Annotated in this window: 13 protein-coding genes; all 13 read left to right on the forward strand. The window is 65.9% G+C overall.

From position 1 onward, the window contains the following. The first annotated feature begins 304 nt into the window (after nucleotides 1-304). The 13 genes from AC067U_RS01365 (at nucleotide 305) to AC067U_RS01425 (ending at nucleotide 24,487) form a co-directional block, all read left to right on the forward strand. A complete protein-coding gene (locus AC067U_RS01365; protein ID WP_478827546.1) occupies nucleotides 305-2,185 on the forward strand; it encodes a phage tail tip lysozyme in 1,881 nt (626 codons plus the stop codon). A gap of 193 nt (nucleotides 2,186-2,378) precedes the next feature. Further along, a complete protein-coding gene (locus tag AC067U_RS01370; protein ID WP_478827547.1) occupies nucleotides 2,379-3,362 on the forward strand; it encodes a hypothetical protein in 984 nt (327 codons plus the stop codon). Further along, a complete protein-coding gene (locus tag AC067U_RS01375) occupies nucleotides 3,359-4,060 on the forward strand; it encodes a hypothetical protein (protein WP_478827548.1) in 702 nt (233 codons plus the stop codon). Before AC067U_RS01370 ends, AC067U_RS01375 begins: the two co-directional genes overlap by 4 nt. A 74-nt stretch (nucleotides 4,061-4,134) precedes the next feature. Continuing rightward, a complete protein-coding gene (locus AC067U_RS01380; RefSeq protein WP_478827549.1) occupies nucleotides 4,135-4,923 on the forward strand; it encodes a hypothetical protein in 789 nt (262 codons plus the stop codon). Then, nucleotides 4,920-5,630, forward strand: a complete 711-nt coding sequence (locus AC067U_RS01385; RefSeq protein ID WP_478827550.1) for a hypothetical protein — start codon at nucleotides 4,920-4,922, stop codon at nucleotides 5,628-5,630. Before AC067U_RS01380 ends, AC067U_RS01385 begins: the two co-directional genes overlap by 4 nt. 63 nt (nucleotides 5,631-5,693) lie before the next feature. After that, nucleotides 5,694-6,218: a hypothetical protein gene (locus tag AC067U_RS01390; RefSeq protein WP_478827551.1), complete on the forward strand. Its 525-nt coding sequence runs from the start codon at nucleotides 5,694-5,696 to the stop codon at nucleotides 6,216-6,218. After that, nucleotides 6,218-7,267 (forward strand): hypothetical protein, encoded by a 1,050-nt coding sequence (locus tag AC067U_RS01395; RefSeq protein ID WP_478827552.1) that lies wholly within the window; start codon nucleotides 6,218-6,220, stop codon nucleotides 7,265-7,267. The genes AC067U_RS01390 and AC067U_RS01395 overlap by 1 nt, the downstream gene beginning before the upstream one ends. A gap of 95 nt (nucleotides 7,268-7,362) precedes the next feature. Next, a complete protein-coding gene (gene mobL, locus AC067U_RS01400) occupies nucleotides 7,363-9,642 on the forward strand; it encodes a relaxase MobL (RefSeq protein ID WP_478827553.1) in 2,280 nt (759 codons plus the stop codon). 86 nt (nucleotides 9,643-9,728) lie between these two features. Beyond that, complete coding sequence (locus AC067U_RS01405) at nucleotides 9,729-10,277, forward strand: hypothetical protein (protein WP_478827554.1); 549 nt, start codon at nucleotides 9,729-9,731, stop codon at nucleotides 10,275-10,277. A gap of 364 nt (nucleotides 10,278-10,641) precedes the next feature. Further along, a complete protein-coding gene (locus AC067U_RS01410) occupies nucleotides 10,642-12,396 on the forward strand; it encodes an AAA family ATPase (protein WP_469826065.1) in 1,755 nt (584 codons plus the stop codon). 141 nt (nucleotides 12,397-12,537) lie between these two features. Further along, nucleotides 12,538-14,595, forward strand: coding sequence for a hypothetical protein (locus AC067U_RS01415; protein WP_478827555.1), 2,058 nt, complete (start codon nucleotides 12,538-12,540; stop codon nucleotides 14,593-14,595). Between the two features lie 136 nt (nucleotides 14,596-14,731). Beyond that, entirely contained in the window at nucleotides 14,732-18,772 is a 4,041-nt protein-coding gene (locus AC067U_RS01420; protein ID WP_478827556.1) for a type IV secretory system conjugative DNA transfer family protein, read from the forward strand. 165 nt (nucleotides 18,773-18,937) lie between these two features. Then, complete coding sequence (locus AC067U_RS01425; RefSeq protein WP_478827557.1) at nucleotides 18,938-24,487, forward strand: hypothetical protein; 5,550 nt, start codon at nucleotides 18,938-18,940, stop codon at nucleotides 24,485-24,487. Nucleotide 24,488 lies beyond the last annotated feature (1 nt).

Here is a 24,488-nt window from a genome sequence, read left to right on the forward strand (position 1 = left end):
CAAGACCGCCGTGCCCAAGCAGCTCCCGGGGCGGGAAGCTGATCCTTCCCGTCCTTCCCGTCCTTCCCGTCCTTCCCGTCCTTCCCGTCCTTCCGGCCCTTCCGGCACTTCCGGCCCTTCCGGCCCTCCTGGTCCTCCTGTTCCTTCCGGTCCTTCTCGTCCTTCCGGTCCTTCTGACCCATCCGGCACGGCGAACACCGCGCGACCGAAGATGGCGGAGGCCGGGTCGAAGGTACCGGACAGTGCAGACACCGCAGGCAAGACAGCCGGGGCCGCGAACGCCGGGGCGACGATCAAGCAGGGTATGAACGGCGTCGCCGGGAACCTGGCCGGAGGCGCGACCCAGAAGGCGATCGAAGGAGACGGCAGCAGCGCGACCCGTCGTAACGTCGGGCGTTACGCGGGAGCTGCTGTCTCCGGTGCCGTGGCCGGCGCACAGGCCGGCGGGCTTCCGGGAGCCGCCGTTGGCGCAGCGAAGAACCTCGCTGTCGAGGGTGCCCAGGACACGGTCAAAGGCGTGTCCAAGGCCACCGGCGGCAGCCCGGACGCCAAGCCGGCCGACCAGCGCGAGCTGGGTGTCGGCGGCACGGGCTACGAGCGCGGTGCGACGAAGGACGACGAGGGCCTGGGCGCGAAGGCGGCCAAGGGCGTCGCCATCGGCGGTGGTGCGTCTGCTGCTCCGCCGGCCATGGGCCTGGTCATGGCCATGGCCTTACTGAACTGGCTCAAGTCCATGTTCTTCGCAGCCATGGCGATGGCCGTCAACGCCGGGAACCTGCTGTGGACTCTCTTTGTCAACATCCTCAAGGCGGTTGGTCATGCGATCGCCGCACCGTTCATGGCGATCGGCAGCTTCCTAGCCAAGGGGGCCGGAGCGGTCCTGGGCTTCACCGTCACTGCGACGATGGCCCCCGTAGCGGCAGCGCTGTCGGGTGCGGTCGCGATGACCGCCACCGTGGCCCTGCTGGGCACGGTCCTGACCGGTGTCCTCAACTCGACGGCGTTGACCGAGGGCAGCATCAACGCGAACAGGGCGGCGTGCGTCGTCAACGCGGATAATGTCGGCAACGGTTCCGGTGCCACGGTCCCGGCGAACGTGGAGAAGAACGCCAAGGAGATCTACTCGGTACTCAGCAGTTGGGGGATGCCGAAGGCGAACATCGCGGGCATCCTCGGGAACTGGTCGCAGGAGTCCGGGATCGACCCGACGAGTGTGCAGAACTTTCCGACGGGGACGTATGCCATGACCGCCGCGAAGGCCGGCGCCGCGCAGAACACGGACAACGGTATTGGCCTTGGGCAGTGGACGTTCGGCCGCAACACGCTGCTGCGCCAGTACGCGCAGCGAAAAGGCGTCGACTGGTTCACGATCAAGGCCCAGTTGGCCTTCATGGTCGATGGTGACAATCCGGGCGACGTTGCGGTCTTCAAGGACATGCTCAGGAAGTCGCAGGGCACGCCGCGTACGGCGGCGCTGCACTTTCACGAGAACTGGGAGCGCTCCGCCGACGGCGCGGCCGGGCTCGCTGTACGAGGCGACAACGCCGAGATGTGGTTCGGCAAGATGAGCGGCTGGTCGGTCGACAGCTCGATCGTCGGTGGCGTCGAGGACATCGTCGGCGGGATCATCGACAACATATCGAACGGGATCGACACGATCCTGGGAAACTGCGCCTCCACGGCCGGCGGTTCCGTCTCGCCGAAGGACGGCGGGATGACGCAAGAGGAGGCCCAGGCCCTCGTCGACCTCTTCAACAAGGAGGGCGACAGGTTCCTCGACGACCGGTACGGTCCGGGCGGCGGCCCAGGTTCCTGCGGCGACAACCACGCGATGAACTGCGTGAGCTTCTCAACCTACTTCGTGAACAAATACACGACGTTCCAGGCCTACCCGGCCGGTGATGGCAAGGAGACGGCCTACACGATCGCGAAGGAGACCGGCAAGACGATGCAGTCGACCCCCGTCCCCTACTCGGTCGGGTCCGGGCCGGGATCCACTTCCGTCGGCCACACCCTCGTGGTTCTCGGCGTCCAGGGGGACAAGGTCATCCTCGGTGAGGCCGGCTACTGCGCCTACATGGGCCGAGTCCGCGTCGACAGCGCGGCGCGAATGGCTGCCGCAGGCTGGAAGTTCGTGGACATGTCGGATGCGATGCTCACCTCCGACAAGATCAAAACGGCCTGATGCGCAGCATCTGACCTGGGAGGAAGACGCCGGTGCTCGGCGATCCGGGCACCGGCTTCTTCGTGTCCGAGTCAGGTCCGCGCGCCGGTTCCACCTTCGACGCTCTTACTGAATGGATTCACACTCGGCCATGAATGGCTTTTGATATAGGCTTCAGTCGCTTATGAGAACAACGCGGAGTTAGGAGCGTTCCGTGACGACAACCCCTGACGAGTCCGAGGGCAACGGATCGGAGCAGGAGAGCGAGTCGATGCCCGGGGAGAAGCCCGCGGTATCGAAGACGCACACGAAGGTCACCGGAGTCGAGCTCGAAGAGCGCTTCGCGGGCTGGATGATGCGCCGGCGAGAGAAGGGCCAGGCCCGCGCCCCGGCGGACAACGCGCGCCTGCTCCGCCGCGGCGTCACCGCGGTGATGAGTGCCGGGATCCTCGCCCTGGTCATCACTGCGGGCGTGACGGGCGAGAGCTTCAAGACGACCACAGCGGACAACGAGGCCCGGATCCTCCAGCTCACGCAACAGTTGGACGATGCCCAGTCCAAGCCCGCGAAGGCGGACGTCGGCGCGCAGTTGTCAGAGCTCGCCGAGGCGGCAGCCGCCGACGCGAAGAAGGTCGCGGCGGGTGAGCAGACCTTCGCCGAGTTGTACCACCAGGCCGATGTCCAGCCCAGCCCGAAGAACGGGGCTCCGAACCAGGCCACGCTCGAAATTGTCAAACACCGACGGGACTTGGCGCCGCTGTTCGGCAAGGACTCCTTCCTCGTCAGTGACAAGGAGGCGTACAGCACGTCGTCGATGACGCCGTTCGACGCGACCACCGAGATCGATCCGCGCCACGCCTGGTACATCCGCTACGACGGCGACAAGGCAGCTGCCCCGAGCACGTACGCATGGAAGGTCGAGACGGTGATGCCCGATCTGAGCGTGAAGGGCGGCTCCGGCGCGACGAACCAGGCAAGGGTCATCTGGCTGTGCCGGGACACGACGAGCGGCGAGGTGCTCGCCTGGGCGAGCGCGCGTTACGTACGCAATGGCACGGCGGGGGCCTTCGACCACTTGGCCCTCGTGGTAACCGCCGCCGGGGCTCCGCACGAGAACCCGGCGGTCAGGATGCCGGCCGGGTCCGGAGTACCCGAACTCAGTGGCACGGGCACACAGGAGGCGGGCGGGAAGCGATGACGGAGCAGACGGCAGCACCCGCGCGGCGGGGATTCTTCCGGCGCAACCTCTCGGTCCTGGGGACGGCAGCGGTCCTCACGGTGGTCGCGACGGTTGGCGGAGTGACCTGGAGCAGTCGGCACGCGTCCCTGGTTGAGCAGGAAGCCCGGATCAACGATATCGAGGGACATCTGGCGGCAGTCCGGAAGAGTGACGCCGAGCAGGTGAACGCGGACGTCATGGCGGCCCTGGGTGTCAGCCGGAGTCGGCTGAGCACCGACCGCGAGCGCATCAAGTCGCTGCTCTCGATGGTCTTCACGTGGGACTCGGGGCAGAGCTACGAGGCTGCGCGCGAGAGGCTGAAGAGTCGGTTCGACCTCACCGAGAACGAGATGTTCCTGAAGTCGTTCATGCCCCCGTCGAGGTTCAACGAGGATTCCCAAGGGCGGCGTTACCACTACATCGACGCGGTTGGCCTGAACTCGGCCCTCGGCGCGGATCCGGACGTGGAGGTCATCGACGCCAAGGCGGGCGTCTACACCTACGCCGTCCTTGCCGACGTCGAGGTCACCTCCGACGCGACGTCCCAGAACAAGGCGAGCAAAGCCAGTGTCACGGCGTACCGGCGCGCGCTCCTCTTCGTCACGGTCGACGCCCAGGGCAAGGTCGCGAACCTCTCCGGCGTACCGGCGAGCGGCGAGACTCGCCATTCCAAATGACTCACATGCCCTTTCGACTCGTCTCACTGATAGAGTTAGACTGGTATTTGAGTGGAACAGCGAGTTGAGGAGCAATGGCGTCGACACAGACCGATGAGTCGGGCGGGTCCGCGGTACGCAAGACGCGCTTTGTCGCGACGTCCAGGTCCTCGCAGGAGGGCGCGGACACTCCTGAGCCCATGGAGCCCGCGGGCAGCCTGGGCAAGCGCACCCTTGCGGCCGGTCTGAGCATGGGTGTCGGCGCACTGCTGTGCTTCCTGCTCTCCGCAGGAATATCCGACGGCCAGAGCGCGGTGCGCGGTACGGCTGTACCGGAGGTGTCCTCTCTGCGGGAGCAGCTCAGGATCACCGAGGCGAAGACCGCGGCGCTACCGAAGGCCGACGACGCCGAGCGTGGTCTGACCGCGGCCCTGAGGGCGGCTGGTCAAGTCGCGAAGCTGCAGAACGACTACCGCTACCTGACGCCCAAGGTGGCGGCAGACGGCGGCAAGCTCGACGCGGCGACGTCTCAGTCGACGCTACGGAATCTCATCCCCTACTTTGCCCCCTCGGTACACCAGGAAGACCTGGGTCCGTGGTACCTGCTCGCCGGCGACAAGGACGTACCAGCCGGCGTCGGGATCCCCATGAGCTTCGACTCGGGCTTCGAGTGGGCCGGCCAGGTGCCTTATCTGGTCAACGACGACGGCACCATCGCGGTGACCTGGCTGGCGATGGAGACCAGGACCGGGGCGGGCGAAAAGCCGGCGGTGCTGGCCTGGGCACGCGCCGACTACGACCTGGTCCGCAACGCATTCGTGAACATCCGGATCGGTACGACGGTCACGGGCAAGGCTCTGGAGCAGGAGGTGAGGGCACCGTGAAGGAGGAGATCAACGACAAGTTGCGCCTGCACGCCGGGAGGATCCTGCTCGGCGGCACCGGGGCGCTGCTCGCGCTCTCGGTGGTCACACTCGGAGCCGGCCTGCTCAGCGACGGTCCGGCGGTGTCGGACATCCAGGACAACGCGGTCGTTCAGAAGCTCGAAGGCGACCTCAGCGACGCCCGGACCGAGCTCGCAGCACGACACACGGCGCTGCTGGCCCAGTTGCCGGGCGTGGACATCGAGCGGGTGAACCGTGACAGGACGACGTGCCGGTCCCTTCTGCTCGGCCTCACGGACAGCTCGGCGTCGAGCCGGACCGTCAAGGAGCAGCAGGCGCTACTCGACGCGCGCTACGGCTTCCTCGACCACGAGTCCCGGGTGCTGACTGAGTTCGTGCCGGAGTGGATGACTGCGACCGGAGCCACCAAGGGCGCTGGGACGACGTACGCGCTTGCCGATCTGGACGTTCATGTGAGTGGAGTGCAGGGCCTGAACTACTCCTACATGGGGGTGGCCCGTCTCGATCCGGTCCGCGTTGGGCCGGATAAGAGCAGCGCCGCCAAGAGCGAGTTCGTGGTCCTCACTTACTCCACCTCTCAGGACGGCACGGCGACATCGCTGGACGCCTATCGGGCCTCCGGCAAGACCCGCGACGCCCTCGTCGGGGCCGGCGAGGAACAGTCCTCCCCCAAGCCCAAACGGTGAGCGAAGCACCCACCGTTTCGGCACGCACCCCAGAAGACCTCTACGAGACGTAAGGACACGAACATGTCGACTCAGGCCCTGGAGAAGACCGAGACGACTGTCCCGACGAGCACGGCCTCCGCGGCGAGGAAGACCACGGCCAAGCCTGAGAAGGAGCCCAAGGCTTCGAAGCCGCGCACCGGATGGCGGCGCCTGGCTCCGAGGAATCAGGCCAGTGGGTTCTCCGTCGTGGTGTGGGCGGGGTTCTTCCGGGCCGTCGTCCTTCTCGCCGACTACCTGCTGGCATGGATCACGGCCGTGGTCATCATCCCGCTGCTGGGCGCATGGCTGCACCAGCAGTCGGGCGCATCCCGGGTTGCGCTCAGCGCGGATGGAACCATCGCCATGTGGCTGGTGCCGCTCCTCTTCCTGGTCGCACTGCTCGTCGCGGGCGAGATCGTCGTGATGCGCGGCATGTGGCGCTGGGCAACACGGATGATCGCGAAGATCCAGGACGCCCGGGGCGAGGCGACCGGGGCCGACGTCACACCGGAGTCCACGACCAGGACCACCAACCAGAGCAGGACCAACCGCAAGAGGAGCAAGTGATGCGTACCGCAGGACTGACGATGAACGACGTATGGGCCCACCGCGTCCTGCGTGAACGAGGAGTGGAGACGTACCGGCTGGAGGGGGTGGTCGCCGAGCTCGGTGTCATGGTCGTCTCGCTCGACCTCAAGCATCGGGGCAAGGAGGAGAACTATCGCCCGTATCTGCACATGACGGGCGAGCTGCGCTCGGTCACCCCTGCCGAGGCCCTGCCGTTCGGTATAACCCAGGTGACCTACTCCCCCGGCCAGGGCGAGAAGGTCGACGCCTTCTACGAGTTCGACGACCAGCAGCTGGTGGTGCTGGCCGGCAAGGGATACTTCACGAGTGGCTTCACCGTGCCCGAGCAGGTCACTGGGATCGAGTGGGAACTGCCGGCCACGGCGGACGTGCTCGTCCTCGCTCCGTCGGAGGTGCAGACCGAAGGCGATGTGCCCGTGGTCTTCACCCAGATCCACGGCATCGGGGGCTTGGAGATCGATCTCGAGTCCAGCGGCTATGACCTCGCCGGCTACTTCGCCGACCAATCCAAGAACGGCGTCCCGCGGGCCGAGGCCGTAGTCGACGCACGTGGGCTGAAGTCGCGCTCGGACGCGATCGACCCGCTGTTCACCGAGGACGAGCTGGCCCTGGACACCGAGACCAAGCAGGTCGTCGGAGCGCCCACGCCCGAGGCAGCGCCGGTCGCTGACGGCATGAACGCACGCTTGCGGCAGATCGAGGCGGAGATCGCCGCCGAACGGGAGCAGTACAAGACCGAGCGTGCGAGCACCGAGGGCACCACGGAGAACCTCTACAGGGAGCGCGTGGCTGCACCACTGGACAGGGCTGAAGAGCAGGAGGTGCCTTCCGCTTCCTCGGTCCCGACCCATGAGGCGCAACGCGACCTGAACCTCGATCCCGACCTGGAGGAGGAGAAGGAGAAGGAGGAGACACGCCGACATGAGGTCAAGCCCGTCCCGAGCCTGGACGAGCGCAGGCTCCAGGTGGCCCAGCGTGCGGCCGATCTGGACTTCGGCGTTGACGACGAGCAGAGCTTGGGCTCCTGAGGACGGATCAGGCATGACGCGCGCGGCCCGGGAAGCCGGCTGACAGCAGCCGGGGCCCGTAGTACATCGGTGGCGAGACAGGAAGGAGAGCGACGATGGGCCTGAAGCAGGACATCGTGATCGTGAATGAGTTCACCGTGCCGCTGCCCGGCGGCAAGGGTTCGCGCGGCGCGACGCCGGGCGACTACGTCACCCGGTACATGGCCCGCGCGCAGGCGACGGAGTCCCTGGCTCCGATCCAGCGTCTGCGCACCGACGACTTCATCCTGCGTTACACGGCCCGGGAGTCCGCCGTCGAGCGCGTCGGCATCTCGCGGGGTGCGACGAAGCACGAGATGCGCCAGGCCCAAGGCGACGGCGGCGTAGCGTTCGGCTACGGATCGGTCTCGCTCTCGGACGAGCAGCTCAAGGCGGCCGGCAAGGACATCCAGCACTACTTCGACGCGGGGCACACCGTGTTGAAGACCGTGCTGTCTTTCGACGAGGAGTACCTGCGGAAACAAAAGATCATCGACGTTGACTTCCGCTGCGAAGCCCGCGGTGACTACCGCGGCCACATCGATCAGATGAAGCTGCGCATGGCGATCATGTACGGCTTGGAGCGGATGGGCTCGGGCACCAGCGGCTTCGACGACCTGCGGTACGTGGGGGTCATCCAGGTCGACACCGAGCACGTGCACTGCCACCTGGCCATGGTCGACGGCGGCCGGGGCCAGGTGACGAAGAACGGCACGCAGCGCGGCAAGCTACTGGACCGGCACAAGTCCCGGCTCCGCCGCGGCGTCGATGCCTGGCTCCACGAGAAGCAGGCGGTCGCTCACCTCTCCAGCGCCGTCGGTTACGAGCGGCGCAACGTCACCACCTTCATCAAGCGGTGGGCGCACGAGCGAATCCGTGCCGAGTCCCTGCCGCAGTTTCTGGTCGCCTGCCTGCCTGGGGACCGAACGCTTTGGCGCGCCGGCTCGGACGACGCTCGCATGCGCAAGGCGAACCAGCTGGTGACCGAGCTCGTGAAGGAGCAGCTCGAACGTGCTGGGTCCCCGATGCCCGCGGCCATGGAGCGCATCGTCGACTACGCCAACGAGCGCCGCGCGAAGGAGTCTCTGAGCACGGAGGAATGGCAGAAGCTGGTCGAGCAGGGACGTACGCAGATCACGGAGCGCGCCGTCAACGGCATCTACCAGATGCTTCGGGCCATGCCGGAGTCGGAACTGCGAGTGCGCACGCCGATGCTCGAAGTCATGGGGATGGACTACCAGCAGATGGCGGCGCTGGCTGCAGATCGTCAGGTGGACCACGAGAACACGGAAGCCGATCTGGTCTCCTTCGGCTTCCGGCTGCGCAGCTACGCCTCACGTCTACGGCATCACCGGGAGAAGGTCGGGGTCTACCGCGATCTCACCCACCAGTGGGAACGGGCCGATAGGGCCGGTGTGGCCGCCGAGGATTCGCGCCCGCTCTACGACTTCTATCGCTTCGAGGAGGCCTACCACTGGAGGCTGATGAGCAAGTACCGGCACTTCCTGCCCTTTGTCGGGGGTGCGGGCGCATGGCACGAGCAGCAGCAAGACGTGGCGGCTTACGGCCGGCGGCTGCTCTCGCTCATGGCCCTGCGCGCGGATGCCTCTCTGCAGCGGATGAAAGACTCCGAGGGGGCCGAGAATCTGGGCCGGACGATCTACGATCAGCCCGGCGGCAGGCTCCTGACCGAGGGCATGCGCGGCCGGGCGGTGCTGGACGCGCGCATTCGGACGATGAAGCAGTCCTATGACCGGAAGTTGGACGGCCTCCGGGCCGATCTCGCTTCCTCCGGCCTGGTGCTGCGCGTGGGGTCGAGCGCCGAGGGTCGGGCGAGTACGGAGACGGACGCGGTCAGCACGGACTTCAAGGTCGTCGTCGGTACGACGTATGACTTCGACGAGGTCAAGGGCTTGGATCTACATCACCTGGGCTACGACTTCGTCACCGACGTCCGAATCGGGCCGCGCGCCCACCAGGCCTTCGTCGAGACGGCCAGGGATCGCCGACGGCTGCTGCTGGCGGCGATGGACTACCTGGACCAGTCCGGTCAGGCAGAGGCGATTCCCGATCTGCCGGTGAACGATGTCGCGGCGATGACACGGGTCTCCCGGGAGCTGACGTCCCAGCAGACGGGCCAGGGATCCGGCTCGCTCATGTTGCGTTCCCGAATCGCGGAGCTGCGCGCCGGGCGCGGGCAGGCCGAGCGGATGCGGCGGTCCAAGGCTTCCTCGCTGGACGCCGGCCTGGTCGTGCGGGTCCAGGCCCGGGTCGATCAGGCTGTGACCACAGCAGACACCGAGATGGCATTCGACTCGCATCAGCCGTCCATCTCAACCGCTTTTGAGCGTGACTAGACAGGCTGGTTACGTCCTGTTCGGGCGATGTGACCGATCACGGACGACTGTCAGATGACAGTCGGAACAAGTGGAGAGAAAAGATCATGGCACTTCTCAGGGGCCCGGGCGCGATGACCGGAGTCAACCTCATCGCGATAGCCTACAAGAAGGGCTTCACCAGCAATGGCAAGTCCCAGTACGCTGACATCCAGCTTGACGCTCGAGATCTGCGCGGCCCGAAGCAAACGAACCTCCATCTGAAGTCCGATCGGGTTCAGGGCGAGGACGGCAAGGTCCGCTACAACAACGGCGCCCCGTACTCCACCGGTCAGATGGAGGAGATCGCCAGGGCCGCGGGGCCGAACACCGAGCCGATCCTGGACAAGGACGGCAACGAGATCGGCACCATCTACGGCTTCAAGGGCAATGTGATGCCCGCGACGCACGGCACCGGCCTGGTGGTCAACACCAAGTCCGTCGAGGCCTCCGAGTTCAAGGTCGACAGCAAAACGCTGGACTACCAATTGGCCTCCATGCGCGCAGCCCGCAGGGCCCAGGCCGCGGCCAAGGAGTCACAGGCCCAGGCTTCGGCTCCCGAGACCGAGCGGGAGCAGGCAGCCGAGGTCGAGGTCGACCAGCCGACGGTCGGCTGAGACCAAGGTCGAGGCCCAGTCAAGCCCTCGAAAGGCCCCTGGAATGACATCCAGGGGCATTTCGGCTACACGGGGGCGCCTGCCTGCCGGTCAGCTCGCACCACCGAAACCGTCAGCGCGCGACCGCACGCATCCGGACGCACAAGTCGATCGCCTTGACCCACTGGAGTGCACGACCTACGACTACGAGATGTCGAGCACTGATCGCGCGACCGCCTTCCAAGGCCCACCTCCGAATGCCCTCACGAGCCCTTCTCGCCCCCCATTACCCGTCCTATCGAGTGCGGCTCATGATAGGTTTCGACTGATTTTGCAGTCGAATCGTCAGTCCTGTCGAGAGGTCTTGTGTGGCATGTTTCAAGAGGTGCAGCTCAACGAGCGCTACCGGCTCCTGTCCAAACTCTCGGAGCCGCTGAAGAAGGCCGAGCGCGACATCGTCGGCCGCGAGCACGAGACGACACAGCTGCTGGCGTCGCTGAGCCGCCCCGAGCTGTGCAACGCGCTCCTGCTGGCCGAGGCCGGCACAGGCAAGACGGCCCTGGTCCAGGCCACGATGCTGGTGGACAAGGAACGCCTCTACCTGGAAGTGGACCCAGCGCGCATGATCTCCGAGGCGGGCACCGCCGAGAACATGGCCGCGATTCTCAAGGGCTTCTTCGACGAGGCCGAGGACTTCGTCAGAAGCGAGCAGCACGAACTGGTCCTCTTCATCGACGAGTTCCACCAGATCGCTCAGCTCTCCGACGCCGCCGTCGAGGCGATCAAGCCGGTCCTCGCCGCATCGGGAACCCGCGGCATCAGGATCATCGCGGCGACAACCTACGAGGAGTTCCACAAGCACATCTCGCCGAACCAGCCGCTCGTCGAGCGACTGCAACGCATCAACCTGAACCCGCCCGACCAGTCGACGACCATCAAGATTCTGCAGGGCATGGCCGAACGATATGGCGTGGCTGACGAGTTCTACGACGACCACATCTTCCGGCAGATCTACGAGTACACCCAGCGCTACATGCCGGCCAGCGCTCAACCGCGCAAGTCGATCCTCGTGCTCGACTCCATGGTCGGCTGGTCTCGCCTGACGCACCGGCCGATGGACCGGGACCTGCTCTCGGACGTGCTCATGGAGACCCTGAACGTCAACGTGGCCTTCAAGGTCGACGGCGCGAAGATCAAGAAGCAGCTGGACGAGAAGGTGTTCAGCCAGGAATGGGCGACCAGCGCGGTGGCACGTCGCCTACAGCTGGCGGTGGCGGACCTCAACGACAAGGGAAAGCCAATGGCGAGCCTGCTGTTCACGGGCTCCACTGGTGTCGGCAAGACCGAACTCACCAAGCAGCTGGCGAAGCTGCTGTTCGGCGATGACCAGCGGCACCTGATTCGTTTCGACATGACGGAGTACGCCGAGGACTCGTCATTCGCGGCCTTCCGCTCCGAACTCACCAAGCGGGTGTGGGACCTCTCCCACGCCGTACTGCTTTTCGACGAGGTCGAGAAGGCCTCGGCGATGGTCACGCGCGTGCTGCTACAGGTGCTCGACGACGGCCGGCTCAACGACGACAACAACCGCGAAGTGAGCTTCCTCAACACGTACATCGTTCTGACGACGAACGCCGGCACGGAGATCTACAAGAGCATCTCGCAGTACGCCGCCGACGACACCGGCTCGGGCAAACAGCTCATGGAGTACGAGAAGCTGATCCGCCGCTCCATCTCCTCGACGACGGGCGACAACCGGTTCCCGCCCGAGCTGCTGGGCCGCATCGACGCGATCGTACCCTTCCAGCCACTGTCGCTGCCGACGCAGCAGAAGATCGTGCGAAAGAAGCTGCGGCAGATGGTGCAGGAGGTGTTCATCAAGCACAACGTTCGTGTCGACGTCGATGCGAGGGTGCTGCAGTACCTCATCGAGGACAAGGGTGACACCGACTCCGATGCCGGCGGCGCGCGTGCGGCCGTGGCGAGGCTGACCGACGAGGTCACCACCGCGGTGGCGACCTTTCTCAACGAGCACCCCTCGGAGCGACGGATCCGCATCGACGTCGTCGGCGACTTGGTCAGCGACGACAAGAACCTGCTGAGTTCCGATGCCTACATCGAGGTCAGTGCGGTGCGATGAGTCGGTCAAGGCCGGCGGGACCTAGTCGACTCATGAGTCGACAGCCCTTCGATACCCTATAGTTGCTCACTCCGACAAGGCGACGATAGGATGCTCGTAAACCAGGCGGACTCTGTTCTTTTGGCGAGGAGATCGGCATCAATGGGCATTCTGGGAGCGGCGGCGGTCCGCCAGAAGAAGGAACGGAAGAAGAAGCCCAACGAGCTTCTGGCCTCCGTGGTGAGAGAGACGGCGATCCCGGCAGCGGTCGAGTTGCTGCGGTCGAACACTCCGTTCGTCTTTCCCAGCGGCACGGCCTGGGTGATGCTCGTGCTTGCTGCCGAGGAGATCGGCGGCCTGAGTACGCGGCACGGCCGGGACGAGGCGAAGGGCTCGATCATCGAGCTCATCAGCTCCGACCAGATCCGCACGGTGGCCACGGCAGAGATGCTCGAAGAGGAAGTCTTCGGCATCATCCCCACCGCCGAGACCCTCGCGCGCATGGAGGAGTACTCACTGCTCACCGGTGCCACCTACGCCTGGGCCGTCGTGTGGCAGAAGCCCGGCGGCGATCTGCTCGTCGATCTGGTGAACGATGCGACCTTCGCAGAGGCGCGCTTCGTCGCTGCAGGTGTCAGGACCCTCGAAGAAGCCGTGGGAAAGAAGGCGTGGGAAGAACACAGCGGCCTGGTCGCCGATGCTGGGACCGCCGACCCCGCCCCGGCGCTCCTCGATGAGGACGAGGGGGATGCGATCTTCGATGAGATCCCCGGTGACGAGGGGGCTGACGAGGGCCTGGACGTCGAGCCGCGTTTCAGCGACGTCGTCGACGACGATGAAGGGGTGGACGCACCCCTGTTCGACGGGGACGACGTGGGCACCGCTTCGGTCGAGTCGGAGCCGGACCACGACGGCGACGAGGTGACCGACTATGAGGGCTTCGACGAGACCGACGCCGGCTACGGCATCGAAGGCGACCACCAGGAGGCCGACGACGCCGTGCTGTTGGCGGATCAGGCCCAGGTACGCGACGTCATCGCCCGCCGGTTCCTCTCTGACGAGCTGGACTTGGACGTCCGGCTTGACGAGTTCGACGCGACCTTCGCCATCGGCGCACCGGTCGTACAGATCGCCGTGCCCGAGGGAGCGACCGAGTGGCTCGGGGACCAGGTCGCCCAGCTCAACCGGCAGGCCAACGCGGACTTGATGCAGCTCCGTTCCGCGCACGAGGTTGAGCTGCGTGCGCTCTACGTCAACCTCATGTCGGCGCACACCGAGCAGGTCATCCGTGCGGTGGCCACCGACCGCGAGGGCTCCCGGTACAAGCTGTTGAAGGACGCGGCTGAGGCGGAGCACCAGCAGCGGCAGGCAGAGAGGGAGGAAAAGGTCCGAGCCCGCCGGGCGGAGATCGCCAGGGAATATGAGGCGCAGGCCACCAAGGTGGCCCAGCAGGCGGCGCTTTCGGCGGAGCTGCAGTACAAGGAGCGCAACCGCTCGCGGATGGAGCGCGAGCAGCTTGACTCCGTCGCCCAGATCGAGCGGGACATCGAGGATACCCACGCGCACAACCAGCAGGAAATCCTGCGGGTCCGGCGGTCGGACGCAACGCTGAAGATGCAGACCGGGCAGACGCGGATATTCGAGGTGCTGGCCGAGCGGCAGTCGGAGTACCTGGCGGCCGAGGAAGAGCGCCTGAACCAGTGGAAGTCCGAGATCCAGCGAATCGTCGACGACAACCGCAAGGCCGACATCGCCCAGTTCGAGGCGCTCGCCGAGCACCAGCGGACCACGGACGAGATCGGCATCCTGCGCCGGGAACAGCAGGACCTCCTGGAATCGGTGCGCTCTGAGCACGCCGACCGGATCCGCCGCATGGAGGACGAGCTCGAACGCAACCGCAAGGACGCCATCACGCAGATGACGACTCGGGACGCCGAGTGGCAGCACAACCTCAACCTGGAGAAGGAGAAGACCAACTTCCAGGTGACGCGGGTCACCGACCTGCTCAAGCAGCTGTCGACGGTCGAGGATTCAGTAGCCAGGCGGTACGAAGCACGCCTGACGGAGATGCAGGCCGACAAGGAGGCCTACGCCAACGAGCTGGCGCGGGCTTCCGAGATCCAGAGCCGCTCGAACAAGATCCTCGTCGTCATGATCGTCACGCTTTCGCTCCTGATGGGTGTGGCCGGCTTCATCGTCGGGGTGGTCTGGATCCGTTGAGCGATCCGGTCATGACCGACGGGGTGACCTGACGGCGCATGGGGCGCGTTCCCCGTGCGCCGTCGTCGTCTGCGCAGCCGGGCGCACTGGACAGCGGGACAGCGAAATGAGCGAGGCTCGAGAGTTAGGAATCACGATGGCCACGAACAGGCGGAAGGCGGCACGGCCGAAGGCGACCAGCTGGGAGAAGATCTCGGCGCGAACGCCCGGCGAGACGCTGACGAGCCGAGACGTGTACGACAACCAGCAGTTGGACCGCAGCAAGTTCCTGACCCGGAGGTCGACCAGACCGGGCATCGTCGTCGCGGTGATCACCGGGTTGCTGGTGACGGTCGTTGCCTGGGTCTTCTACTCGCTCATCGCCACGGCGGTGCTCTCGGTGGGCGTGTTCGCGGGCTCGGGTGTGTCCGGCAGCGGCAAGCCGAGTGCGTACTACGTTCGGGACACCACGACGGGTGCGGGCGGCTCGGTCGTGAAGTGTTACCGACCCCTGACCCAGGACGGCAACCCGGACGTGAAGGCGAAGTGCCACCCGAGCGCTGAGGCTGTTCCGGTCCCCATCTGGTACACCGCGGCGAAGGACGGCAAGCTCGGCGCCGGCGGGCGGGCTGAGCCCAAGAAGAGCGCGACGACGGTCGGAGAGCAGCTGGCCGAAGTCTCGGGGTTCAAGCTCTTCATCACGCTCGGCTCGGGTCTGATGGTCGCTCTCATGATCGGCACATGGTTCTCGCGGCGGGTCGCCGCGGCGAACCTGATGAACACCACGAGCGACATCAACCAGTACCAGAACGACCAGCACATCGCTCTGCCGGAAGAGATCCAGCGGAACTACGACTGGTTCCCTGACGCCGGTGCTCACTCGAGCGTGCAGGTCAGCTCGATGCTCAGCCACATGATGCTCAGGCAGAAGGGTCTGGGCACCGTCGAGGTCGCCCAGCGCGCCAAGGAGGACGTCACCGACGAGGAGGGGAACCTCGTCTATTACGCCGGCGAGGCCATGGACGACGACGCAGGCAGTCCGCTGACGCAGACCCTGCCGATCATCGACGAAGCCTTCGGCGACGAGCTGTTCGAGGCTTCCGGCATCCCCGATGACAAGACCCTGCGGCAGAAGTACGACGCCACACGCATCCCGTACAACCCTGACGGCAAGAACCGGGACAAACTCGGCTTCGGATCGAACACGTACAAGACCGTCGCTGCCCTGATCAAGGAGGACTGGACGTTCCCGGAGTACGAGGTCCAGCGCCCTGCCGGGGCGTACGTAGTCGATACCGCGCCGGTGAACACCATGGTGCTGGCCATTACCCGAGCCGGTAAGGGCCAGACGTACATCGAGCCGGTCATCGACATGTGGTCGCGAGAGAAGAAGCCCTCGAACATGGTCATCAACGACCCCAAGGGCGAGCTGCTGGTGAAAAACTACGTGCCCCTGGTCACCCGGGGGTTCGAACCGGTGCAGTTCAACCTGATCAACTCCATGAAGACCGACATCTACAACCCCCTGGGGCTGGCGGCCGACGCAGCGCGTGAAGGCAACTTCACCAAGTGCGCACTGTATGTGGAGAACATCGCCGGGATCTTCTTTCCGCTCGACGGCGGCGAGGACCCGGTCTGGCCCAATGCCGCCAACAACGCCTTCAAGCGCGCGGCCTACGGACTCATCGACTTCTACCTGGAAGAGGAACGGGAGCTGCGCAGCGCCGCAGCCGTGCTGAACATGGACCCGGCGCTGCTCGAGCAGAAGCTCGACGACCTCTGGGGCAAGGTCACGCTCTACAACTGCTACCAGCTCTTCGTGCAGATGAGCTCGAAGAAGATCAAGAACCCTGAGGCCGAACTGGAAAAGCGCGTCAAGGCAGGCGAGTTCGAGAACGACGCGGACGCCCTGGCCGAGGAGCAGGAGAAGGCTGCGGCCCGGGCCTTCATGTGGGAAGGCAAGGCCGATCAGGACATGCTCAGCCTGTACTTCAACGCGAGCGAAGCGCTGCCCCGCAACAACATGCGCACGATGGTGGGCAACGCCCACAACGCGCTGCGCTCGATGGCCGGCGCAGAGAAGATGCTCGCCTCTGTGTACGGCATCGCGATCACCGCCATGTCGTTCTTCACCGACCCCACGATCTCGACGCTGACCTCGGGCAAGCCGTCGCAGAACACCGACCTGGCCGGCCTGAGCTTCCCGCGTCGCCTCGGCGTGCGCTTCGCGCCGAACTACGTCAAGCGCGACCACCTCGTCGGTCAACAGGCCGTGTGGTCCGCCTACGCGGACCCAATGTTCACCAAGAACCTCGGCGAGGACTTCGAGCACGAGGAGATCGTCGGCCGCGAAGGTTGGGCCCGGTACAACTTCAAGGGCAAGTTCCCTGGCAACGAAGCCTGGCTCAAGCTGGAGCTGGTCAACCCACAGACGAAGATGCTGCTGCGCACCTTCTACTTCAGCTTCACGAAGACCCACCAGGTCTCGCTCAATGGCCGGCACTACGTGGTCGAGCCGGTGACGGGCAAGAAGATCGTGAAGAACGGCGTGATGCGCGAGCTGAAGCCGGTGCGTGAGGGTGGCACTCGGGACGGGAAGATCCTGTCCTTCCAGGCCGGGGACACCCTCTACCCGGACACGCGACTCGACTTCTCCGGCGGCGGCAACCCGGAGAAGGTCTCGTATCAGGCACGGGCGATCACGCAGAAACTGTCTCGCTACTCGGAGTCCCCGAAGGCGCTGTTCCTGGTGACTCCGCCTCACCTGATGAAGTACGCGAAACTGATCCTGATTCTGGTCAAGCAGCTGTTCGACGTGAGCGCCGACCAGTCGTACATGACGAAGTCGAACCAGAAGCCGCTCTACCGCACGCGGTTCATGCTCGACGAGCTCGGCAACCTGCAGTCGGAGGGCAAGGGCATCGACGGCTTCGCGACGATGCTCTCCATCGGCCTGGGCCAGGAGCAGCAGTTCACGCTCATCCTGCAGACCCTGCAGCAACTGCGCGACGTCTACGGCGAGAGCGTCGACAAGATCGTGCAGGGCAACACCTCGAACATCGTCTTCTTGAAGTCCACGGACGACTCGATGATCGAGACGCTGGAGAAGATGAGCGGCAAGACTCACCGCTCGTACAGGGACAGCAAGCAGATCAGCCAGGATCTCGACAAGGTCATCGGCGGCAAGACCGAGGGCCGGGTCTCCTACACGATGAGCACCAAGGAAGAGCCGCTGATCAGCTACAACGACATGGCCTTCCTCTCGCCGCGCAACTCGATCGTCTTCCGGGCCGGCGATGCGCCGATCTGGAACCGCAACCAGACGATCCTGCCGATGTCGGTCCGGCTGCTGGGGAACACGATCAAGCACCCGGGGCACACGTACTCACTGCAGACGATCCCGACGCTGTCCAGTGCCATGGACTTCGACGTGCGGATGAATCAGCCGGACTTCGTGAAGATGCTGGAGAAACGCGTGCGGCAGGCGGTCAAGGCCGCGGACGCGAAGGCGCAGTACAAGGAGATCTACGGCTACCGGGAGGTCGACATCGAGCGCCTGGACCCGGATGTCTACGCCGACGAGGTCATGGAGGTCATCACGACGATGACCACGGTGGACGAGGGCCAGGACCCCAACGCTCCGGTGGTCGTCGACCCCGACGAGTACGAGGGGATGAGCATGTTCGACGAGGACCAGTTCATCGAGAACGTCGAGGTCGGTGTCGCAGTCGCCGAGAGTCAGGCGGTCAGCGTCGAGCGGCAGCGTCTGCTCTACGCGGAGGGGACGATCAGCAAGGAGATGTTGGTCAATCCCGACGGCTCGGCGAAGGTCAAAAGCCTGGACATCGAGATCGCCGAGGCTTACAAGTCCGCGCAGACCGAGTTGGAGCGGGATCGCGAGCACTTCTCGGTCGGCGGCGACGGCGAACTGCGCAGCGCCGATGGGTCTCAGACCTACATCAGCCAGATCCGCTCGGACGCGTACGCCAAGGCCGCCCGCCGGATCAACGGCCACGTGAAGGACGAGGACTCGCGGGTGTTCGCGGAGGAGGACGTCACCGAGGAGGACCTGAAGTCGCTGGCGACGGTGAAGGTCCACTCGGCCTTCTACCAGTACCTGGCCTCGCTGCCGAGCTGGGATGTGCTGGCCGACGGCCGGTTCGACAGGGCGATGGCCATCGAGATGAACTCCAAGTAGCCGGCGGCCGCTTGGGGTCGGGCAAGGATCACAACCAGTGCCGAGGCCATCTCTCACCCAAGATAGACAGCCTCGGCACTGACCTTTCGAATAGCTTCCAACTCTCTTTCGATAGGCGATGTAAGCTCTATACAACCCGGAGCATCCACAGGAAGCTGATTGACTATGAAGAAGGCACGCGGACTGCGGAAGTACTTCTACGAGTACGTCTACTACAAGGCAGTCGAGCAGGCCCGGGTGCAGGCCGGACAGGTCATTCCGATCTCCCAGGCCAAGGCGATCCGCGCCCGAGTCGATGAGATCCTCGGCCGGCGGGGCACCGCACTGGCCGACCCCCGGCTGGGCATCGCGGACTGCCTCTCCGCGATCGACCAGGCTTTCGGGGAGAAGGTGTCCGACTACGAGCCGCAGTTCGGTGATCATTCCCCGCAGAACGAGCGCTATCAGCAGCTGCAGCGGGAGTTCACCCGCGTCACAGGTGTCGGTGCCCAGGTCGACTCGCAGTCGGCCCGGCTGCCGATCAGCCCCTATGACCCCGACTGGTCCGAACGCGCGACCGTGAAGCGCGCCGGAACCGCGCTGCTGTACCTGCCGGACGAGACGATCGGACGCGTGGCCGGCGGCGAGGTGGAGACCCTGGCCGATCCGCGGCGCGGAAACATGGTGCTCTGGCGGGTCGACGACAATGGCCGGCCGTTCGAGGCAGGCCGCGCGATGACGAGCGACGACGCTGCGGGACTCACCGCGCTCATGGACAAGATGAGCCGGCAGGAGTACGACCAGGTGCGCGAGTGGGTCATCGACGGCGGCCGGAACCCGCAGACGAACCGCGTCGACGGCAACCGCTTCATGTCCCGGCGCGCCGTGGCGCGCTCGGCAGCACTGCTCGAAGAGCTGAAGGCCCAGGGCGTGTCCTACGCGGTGATGCGCGACCGCGAGCCAGGTCAGATCAAGGCGAAGATCGCTGGGACCGGCATGGAGATCCGCCTCATCGACACACGCCAGGAGGAGTACGCCGGAGCTCGGATATACGACAACGGCACCGTGCTGCGCTACTCGACGAACCACCGGGTTCCCGGCGGCATGGCGGTCTACTCTCCCTCGCCGGCGGAGGCCGTCCAACTACTGCGCTTCGCCCAGGGACACCGCGTCGAGCGTACGGACCTTCCGGGGCGCGCCGCCGGCGAGACCGGCGCGACGCACCAGGAGCCCGGCCGTGGCCGCATGGTGGTGGACGTGCCCGACAGCTACCACGTCGACCGTGAGTCGATGTTCGTGGTCGGCGACTACGTGGCCCCCGGTGAGTCCCGCCCTCGGCCCGGCTCGAAGGTGATGCTGCGCCGGGACGCGAAGAACCGCTCACTGCCGGCCTTTTTCCTCGACACCGAGTCGGCCGCGGCCTATGCGAAGACGGCCGTCGAGAGCGCTCGGGAGAACCTGCGGGCAGCCCTCGGCGTCGAGGACCTCATTGCTCGTGCCGAGACGGAGCTGGAGCGAACCGGCGGACAGCTGGATGCGATCGAACCGCCGGAGTACTCGGCTGACTCCGAGGTCGCTGCGATCCAGCGCTCGTACTGGGACGTGCTCACAGGCGCGCACAGCGAACTGCTGCGCCCGGGTGCGACCGAAGAGATGTACCAGCAACGGCTGGAGGGGATCGGCGAGCTGCAGGCCGAGGAGGCGCCCGAGATGGGCAACCTTGTCTACGGCGGCACCGCCGTCGAGAAGGTCCGACAGCACGCTGAGGACGTTCCCTTCGAACTCATCGGGACCTGGGAGGCGGAGCCGCATGACGTCGACGGCGAGTGGGTCGATCAGCGCTTCAACCCGGAGCGGGTGGCGCGATACATGACCAGCCCCACCGGGCAGTGGTCGAACCTCGACAACCTCGCCTCAGCGCTTCGTCGTTGCGAGATCTCCCCTGACGAGATAATGGGCTCGACCTTCCAGACGACCCGGTTCAAGGACCGGCTCGTCCGCTTCAACGCCGAGCGTTCCGTGCCGATCGCCGATCACGAGTCCGCGTTCATGCGGCGTATCGGGGTCACCGTGCGCGAGAGCATCGAGCGCAACGCGGCGACGGTCTCCGAGATCCTGGTCGACGATCACGGCGTCATTCGCTGGAGTGGCGAGAAGCTTCGCCGTGACGGCAAGGGAGCTCCGATCTCGGGTGAGATCGGCCAGGTCTTCGATGTCGGCGAGTACGGCGAGATCACCACCGCCTTCGCCGGCGGGCAGAACGCCCTGATCGTGCCCGGCTACGAGGCCACGATCACGGCCCAGACTCCGGGCGAGGCGCCGACCTCGGTCGAGGAGCGCACGCGCCTGCGCGGCTACGAGCAGCTCATGCACGAGCGCATCCAGTACCAGATCGCCGGTGACCTCATCACCGGGCGGAGCGAGACCGGCGAGCCCTCCTCGCTCAACACGGTCTACTCACAGCTTTACGGCACCAAGCACCCGATCGACTACATCGAGCGCGCCACCACGTACCGGCAGGACGAGTCCACCGGCGAGATCAAGGCACACCTGGAGGAGTGGACGGCAGCGATCCTGCAGACCGAGGCGCGCCGTGTGCGCTACTCCAACGAGATCAAGGCCGGCTCGACCGTCTACGCCGAGTACAGGGCCCAGCGCGACCGAACCGACCCGGCTGATGACAACCACTTCGACGCCTGGCGGCTCACCGGCGGGCGGAACATGGCGGTGCTCACCGGCAAGGACCGGAACAACGTGGCAGCGCCCAGCGGCTACTTCGACCCGGTGATGACCGGAGGCGCGACCAACCAGGGCATCGTGCGGTACCTGACCACTCTTGCCCAGGTCGACAGCGATGGTCGGATCGTGCCCGGCGACGAGAGCGTGGCCGGACAGCGTGCGCCGCTCATGGCTCTCCCCGAGCTCGAGACGCTGAGGTACGACCCATTCGACCGTCAGCAGATGACGGCCTCGACGATCATGCAGTCCTCTGAGGTCACCGCGCCGGCGAAGACGGCGCTGATGACCTTCGGCGGCTGGACGGCTGACGACCCGATCGTGGTGTCGAAGGAATTCGCCGGGCGCCACCGCATCCGCGGGGCCGGCGGTCGGGAGCGCGATCTCGTCGTGGGCGACAAGATCTCGGATCTGCACGGCAACAAAGGCGTGATCTCGCTGATCGTCGACCGGGACATGCCTCTGCACGACGCGCAGCAGCAGGCCGTCGTCGAAGAGGTCAACTGGTTCCGGGCCAACCCGGGTCTGGACGTGGTGATGAGTCCGTTCAGCCTCATCTCCCGGCGCAACGCGGGCTCGGCGCGCGAGCTGATGAGCGGGAACGTCTCCGATCTACGCTCGCCCAACGGAGAACTGCGGCCGAGTGCCCTGGGCGAGATGCGCTTCGTGGTCACCCATATGGCTGTCGACGAGAAGACGAAGATCTACGACGACGAGCAGGTGCGTGCCGGCAAGGGCCGTAAGGCCTCCGCTCAACTGGCCTGGGCGCTGCAGTCTCAGGACTGTCCGGCGATCATGCGCGAGTTCTACGGCCACAACAGCGGGGCCGAGTCGAGCCTGCGCGAGTACCTGCTGGTATCCGGCATGGACATGGACGCCGACGGCACGCTGCGCGTGATCGGCCAGGCCGAGGGCCTCGACGAGCGTACCGAGCGTCGGTTCATCCCGATGCCCGACTTGCTGCGCACGCAGCCGCGCAAGGCGGGCCAGCTCCCGGGACTGAACACCATGGCGATGCGCAAGTCCTTCGGCGACCTCATCGGCGACCGCGGTGGCGACATGGAGATCCCGTTTCCGCTCACGTATCCGACCGGTGAGCAGACCGAGACGGTGAGCGCGATCTCGTGGAAGCTGCCGGTGATGTCCTCGCATCTGCGTAGTGGTCAGGAGTTCGAGGATGGGTCCTCCGTCACGCACGACTACACCCGCAGCTACCAGGACGTCTTCGTGGAGGCCTGCCGCTACCGCTACATGGCCGAGCAGTTGGACGGCCCGGGTCTGTCCGCCGAGAAGCGCGCCGAGGTGCGTCGCGGCATGAGCGAGTCGGTCTCGCGCGCTCAGCGCGCCTTCGAAGCGATCACGACCGACGTCCAGAACCGAGTGCTGACGGGCACGAGCAACATCTTCAAGACCGGGCTGATGTCCTCACGGCTCACCGACTCGGCGACGATGGTGTGGACCGCAGACCCACGGCTGGACGTCGACCAAATCGCGCTCAGCTCGGTCAAGGCTGCGAAGTTGGGGCTCGCCGAGGGCGACCACGCGCTGGTGTGGCGTGACCCGGTGCTCCGTGACGCCGGTGTGCGCTACATGCGGATCGCGATCGACGACCGGCTCACCGGCGCGGCGATCAACCCGGTAATGGACGCTTGCTTTGACGGCGATTTCGACGGTGATGCCGTCGCCGTGGTGAAGCTGTACAGCGAGGCAGCCAAGGCTGAGGCCCTGGCAAAGCTCTCGGTGCCGGCCAATCTGTTGGACACCGGAGTGGTCAAGGGCGATGGTTCACACCCGCTGGCCATGCAGGTGTCGCTGGACACCCAGGTCGCGCTCTCCAAGAACGCGGGAATGGCTCATGGGTTGGAGCGTTCACGGAGCGAGGCCAACCGGCTCCGGCTGCGGGCCATCACGGGTTCGGAGTCGCCGGAGGACATCAAGCGCGCCCAGCAGATCGTGACGGAGGAGCTGAGCGGGCTGTACCGCCGGGCGCAGCGCGGCGAGTTCGGTGCGGCTCTGACGTTCTCGGATCGCGAGGCACACCTGCAGAGCGTGCGCGAGGTCTGTGTCAAGACCGGCGCGAAGGGGAGCGAGAAGAAGCTCGAGGACTACGCCCGGAACCTGGGCGATGCACAGGGCACGCCCGGCATCACCCAATCCGACCAGGAGGCCTCGATGTTCGCCACGGCGATCAAGTCCCACGGCACCGGCTTGGGTGGCTCGTTCAGCCAGCGCGCCGTGTGCGCGCTGCGCGGCGAGGATCTCAAGGCCGTCCTGGAGGTCACCTACCCGGTGACCCAGTCGATCCTGCAGGCGAAGCACGATGCTGCCGAGGCCCGGCACAAGTACGCGATGCTCCAGGGCCCCGGCCGTGAGCTCTGGAGGGGCCGCAGCATCGAGCGTGTCAGCCCGGGCCAGTGGCGCACGGCATTCGTGGACGGTGAGCCCGTCCAGGCTACGGCCGAGGAGTGGGAGAAGCAGTTCGTCGAGTTCTACGAATCCAAGGACGGCTTCGGAGTCAGGGTCAACCCGGAGTACGTGGCCCGCGTGGCCAGTGCGCTGGAGGACCCGGCGACCGGGCTCATCCGCAACTTGGAAGAAGACGTGTCGCTGCGGGGAACCGTGATGGACCGGATGGCCTACGTCGGCGCGTTCGCCGATCTGGTCGAGGCGGCCAAGAACCGTGAGAGCGTCTACGACGGCGAGAAGAACCAGCAGTTCGCGTGCTCGGCGGCTCTGAAGGCTCGGATGCAGATGTCATGGCGGCTCGATCAGCTGGGCTCCACCGAGAGGCACAGCCTGGACCACGCCGTGATCGCTGTCGATGACTCGGTGGTCAAGCGCGACGTGATCTCTCAAGACGCGGCGGCGTCCCGCACCCGCGGCTCGCAGCGCCGCTCCGCGCATGCCGTGAGCGTGGGCCCGAGGCGCCCGGTCTACACGCCGAGCATCGAGATCGATCAGCCCGAAGTCAACGACGACGACTACGGGATGGGGTACTGAG

It is taken from the genome of Streptomyces sp. NPDC043853 (genome assembly GCF_056436025.1).

Excerpts from the sequence above, each read along its gene's own strand:
- AC067U_RS01365 (WP_478827546.1), top strand. The coding sequence starts at position 305 with ATGAACGGCGTCGCCGGGAACCTGGCCGGAGGCGCGACCCAGAAGGCG.
- AC067U_RS01375 (WP_478827548.1), top strand. The coding sequence starts at position 3,359 with ATGACGGAGCAGACGGCAGCACCCGCGCGGCGGGGATTCTTCCGGCGC.
- AC067U_RS01380 (WP_478827549.1), top strand. The coding sequence starts at position 4,135 with ATGGCGTCGACACAGACCGATGAGTCGGGCGGGTCCGCGGTACGCAAG.
- AC067U_RS01390 (WP_478827551.1), top strand. The coding sequence starts at position 5,694 with ATGTCGACTCAGGCCCTGGAGAAGACCGAGACGACTGTCCCGACGAGC.
- AC067U_RS01395 (WP_478827552.1), top strand. The coding sequence starts at position 6,218 with ATGCGTACCGCAGGACTGACGATGAACGACGTATGGGCCCACCGCGTC.
- mobL (WP_478827553.1), top strand. The coding sequence starts at position 7,363 with ATGGGCCTGAAGCAGGACATCGTGATCGTGAATGAGTTCACCGTGCCG.
- AC067U_RS01405 (WP_478827554.1), top strand. The coding sequence starts at position 9,729 with ATGGCACTTCTCAGGGGCCCGGGCGCGATGACCGGAGTCAACCTCATC.
- AC067U_RS01415 (WP_478827555.1), top strand. The coding sequence starts at position 12,538 with ATGGGCATTCTGGGAGCGGCGGCGGTCCGCCAGAAGAAGGAACGGAAG.
- AC067U_RS01420 (WP_478827556.1), top strand. The coding sequence starts at position 14,732 with ATGGCCACGAACAGGCGGAAGGCGGCACGGCCGAAGGCGACCAGCTGG.
- AC067U_RS01425 (WP_478827557.1), top strand. The coding sequence starts at position 18,938 with ATGAAGAAGGCACGCGGACTGCGGAAGTACTTCTACGAGTACGTCTAC.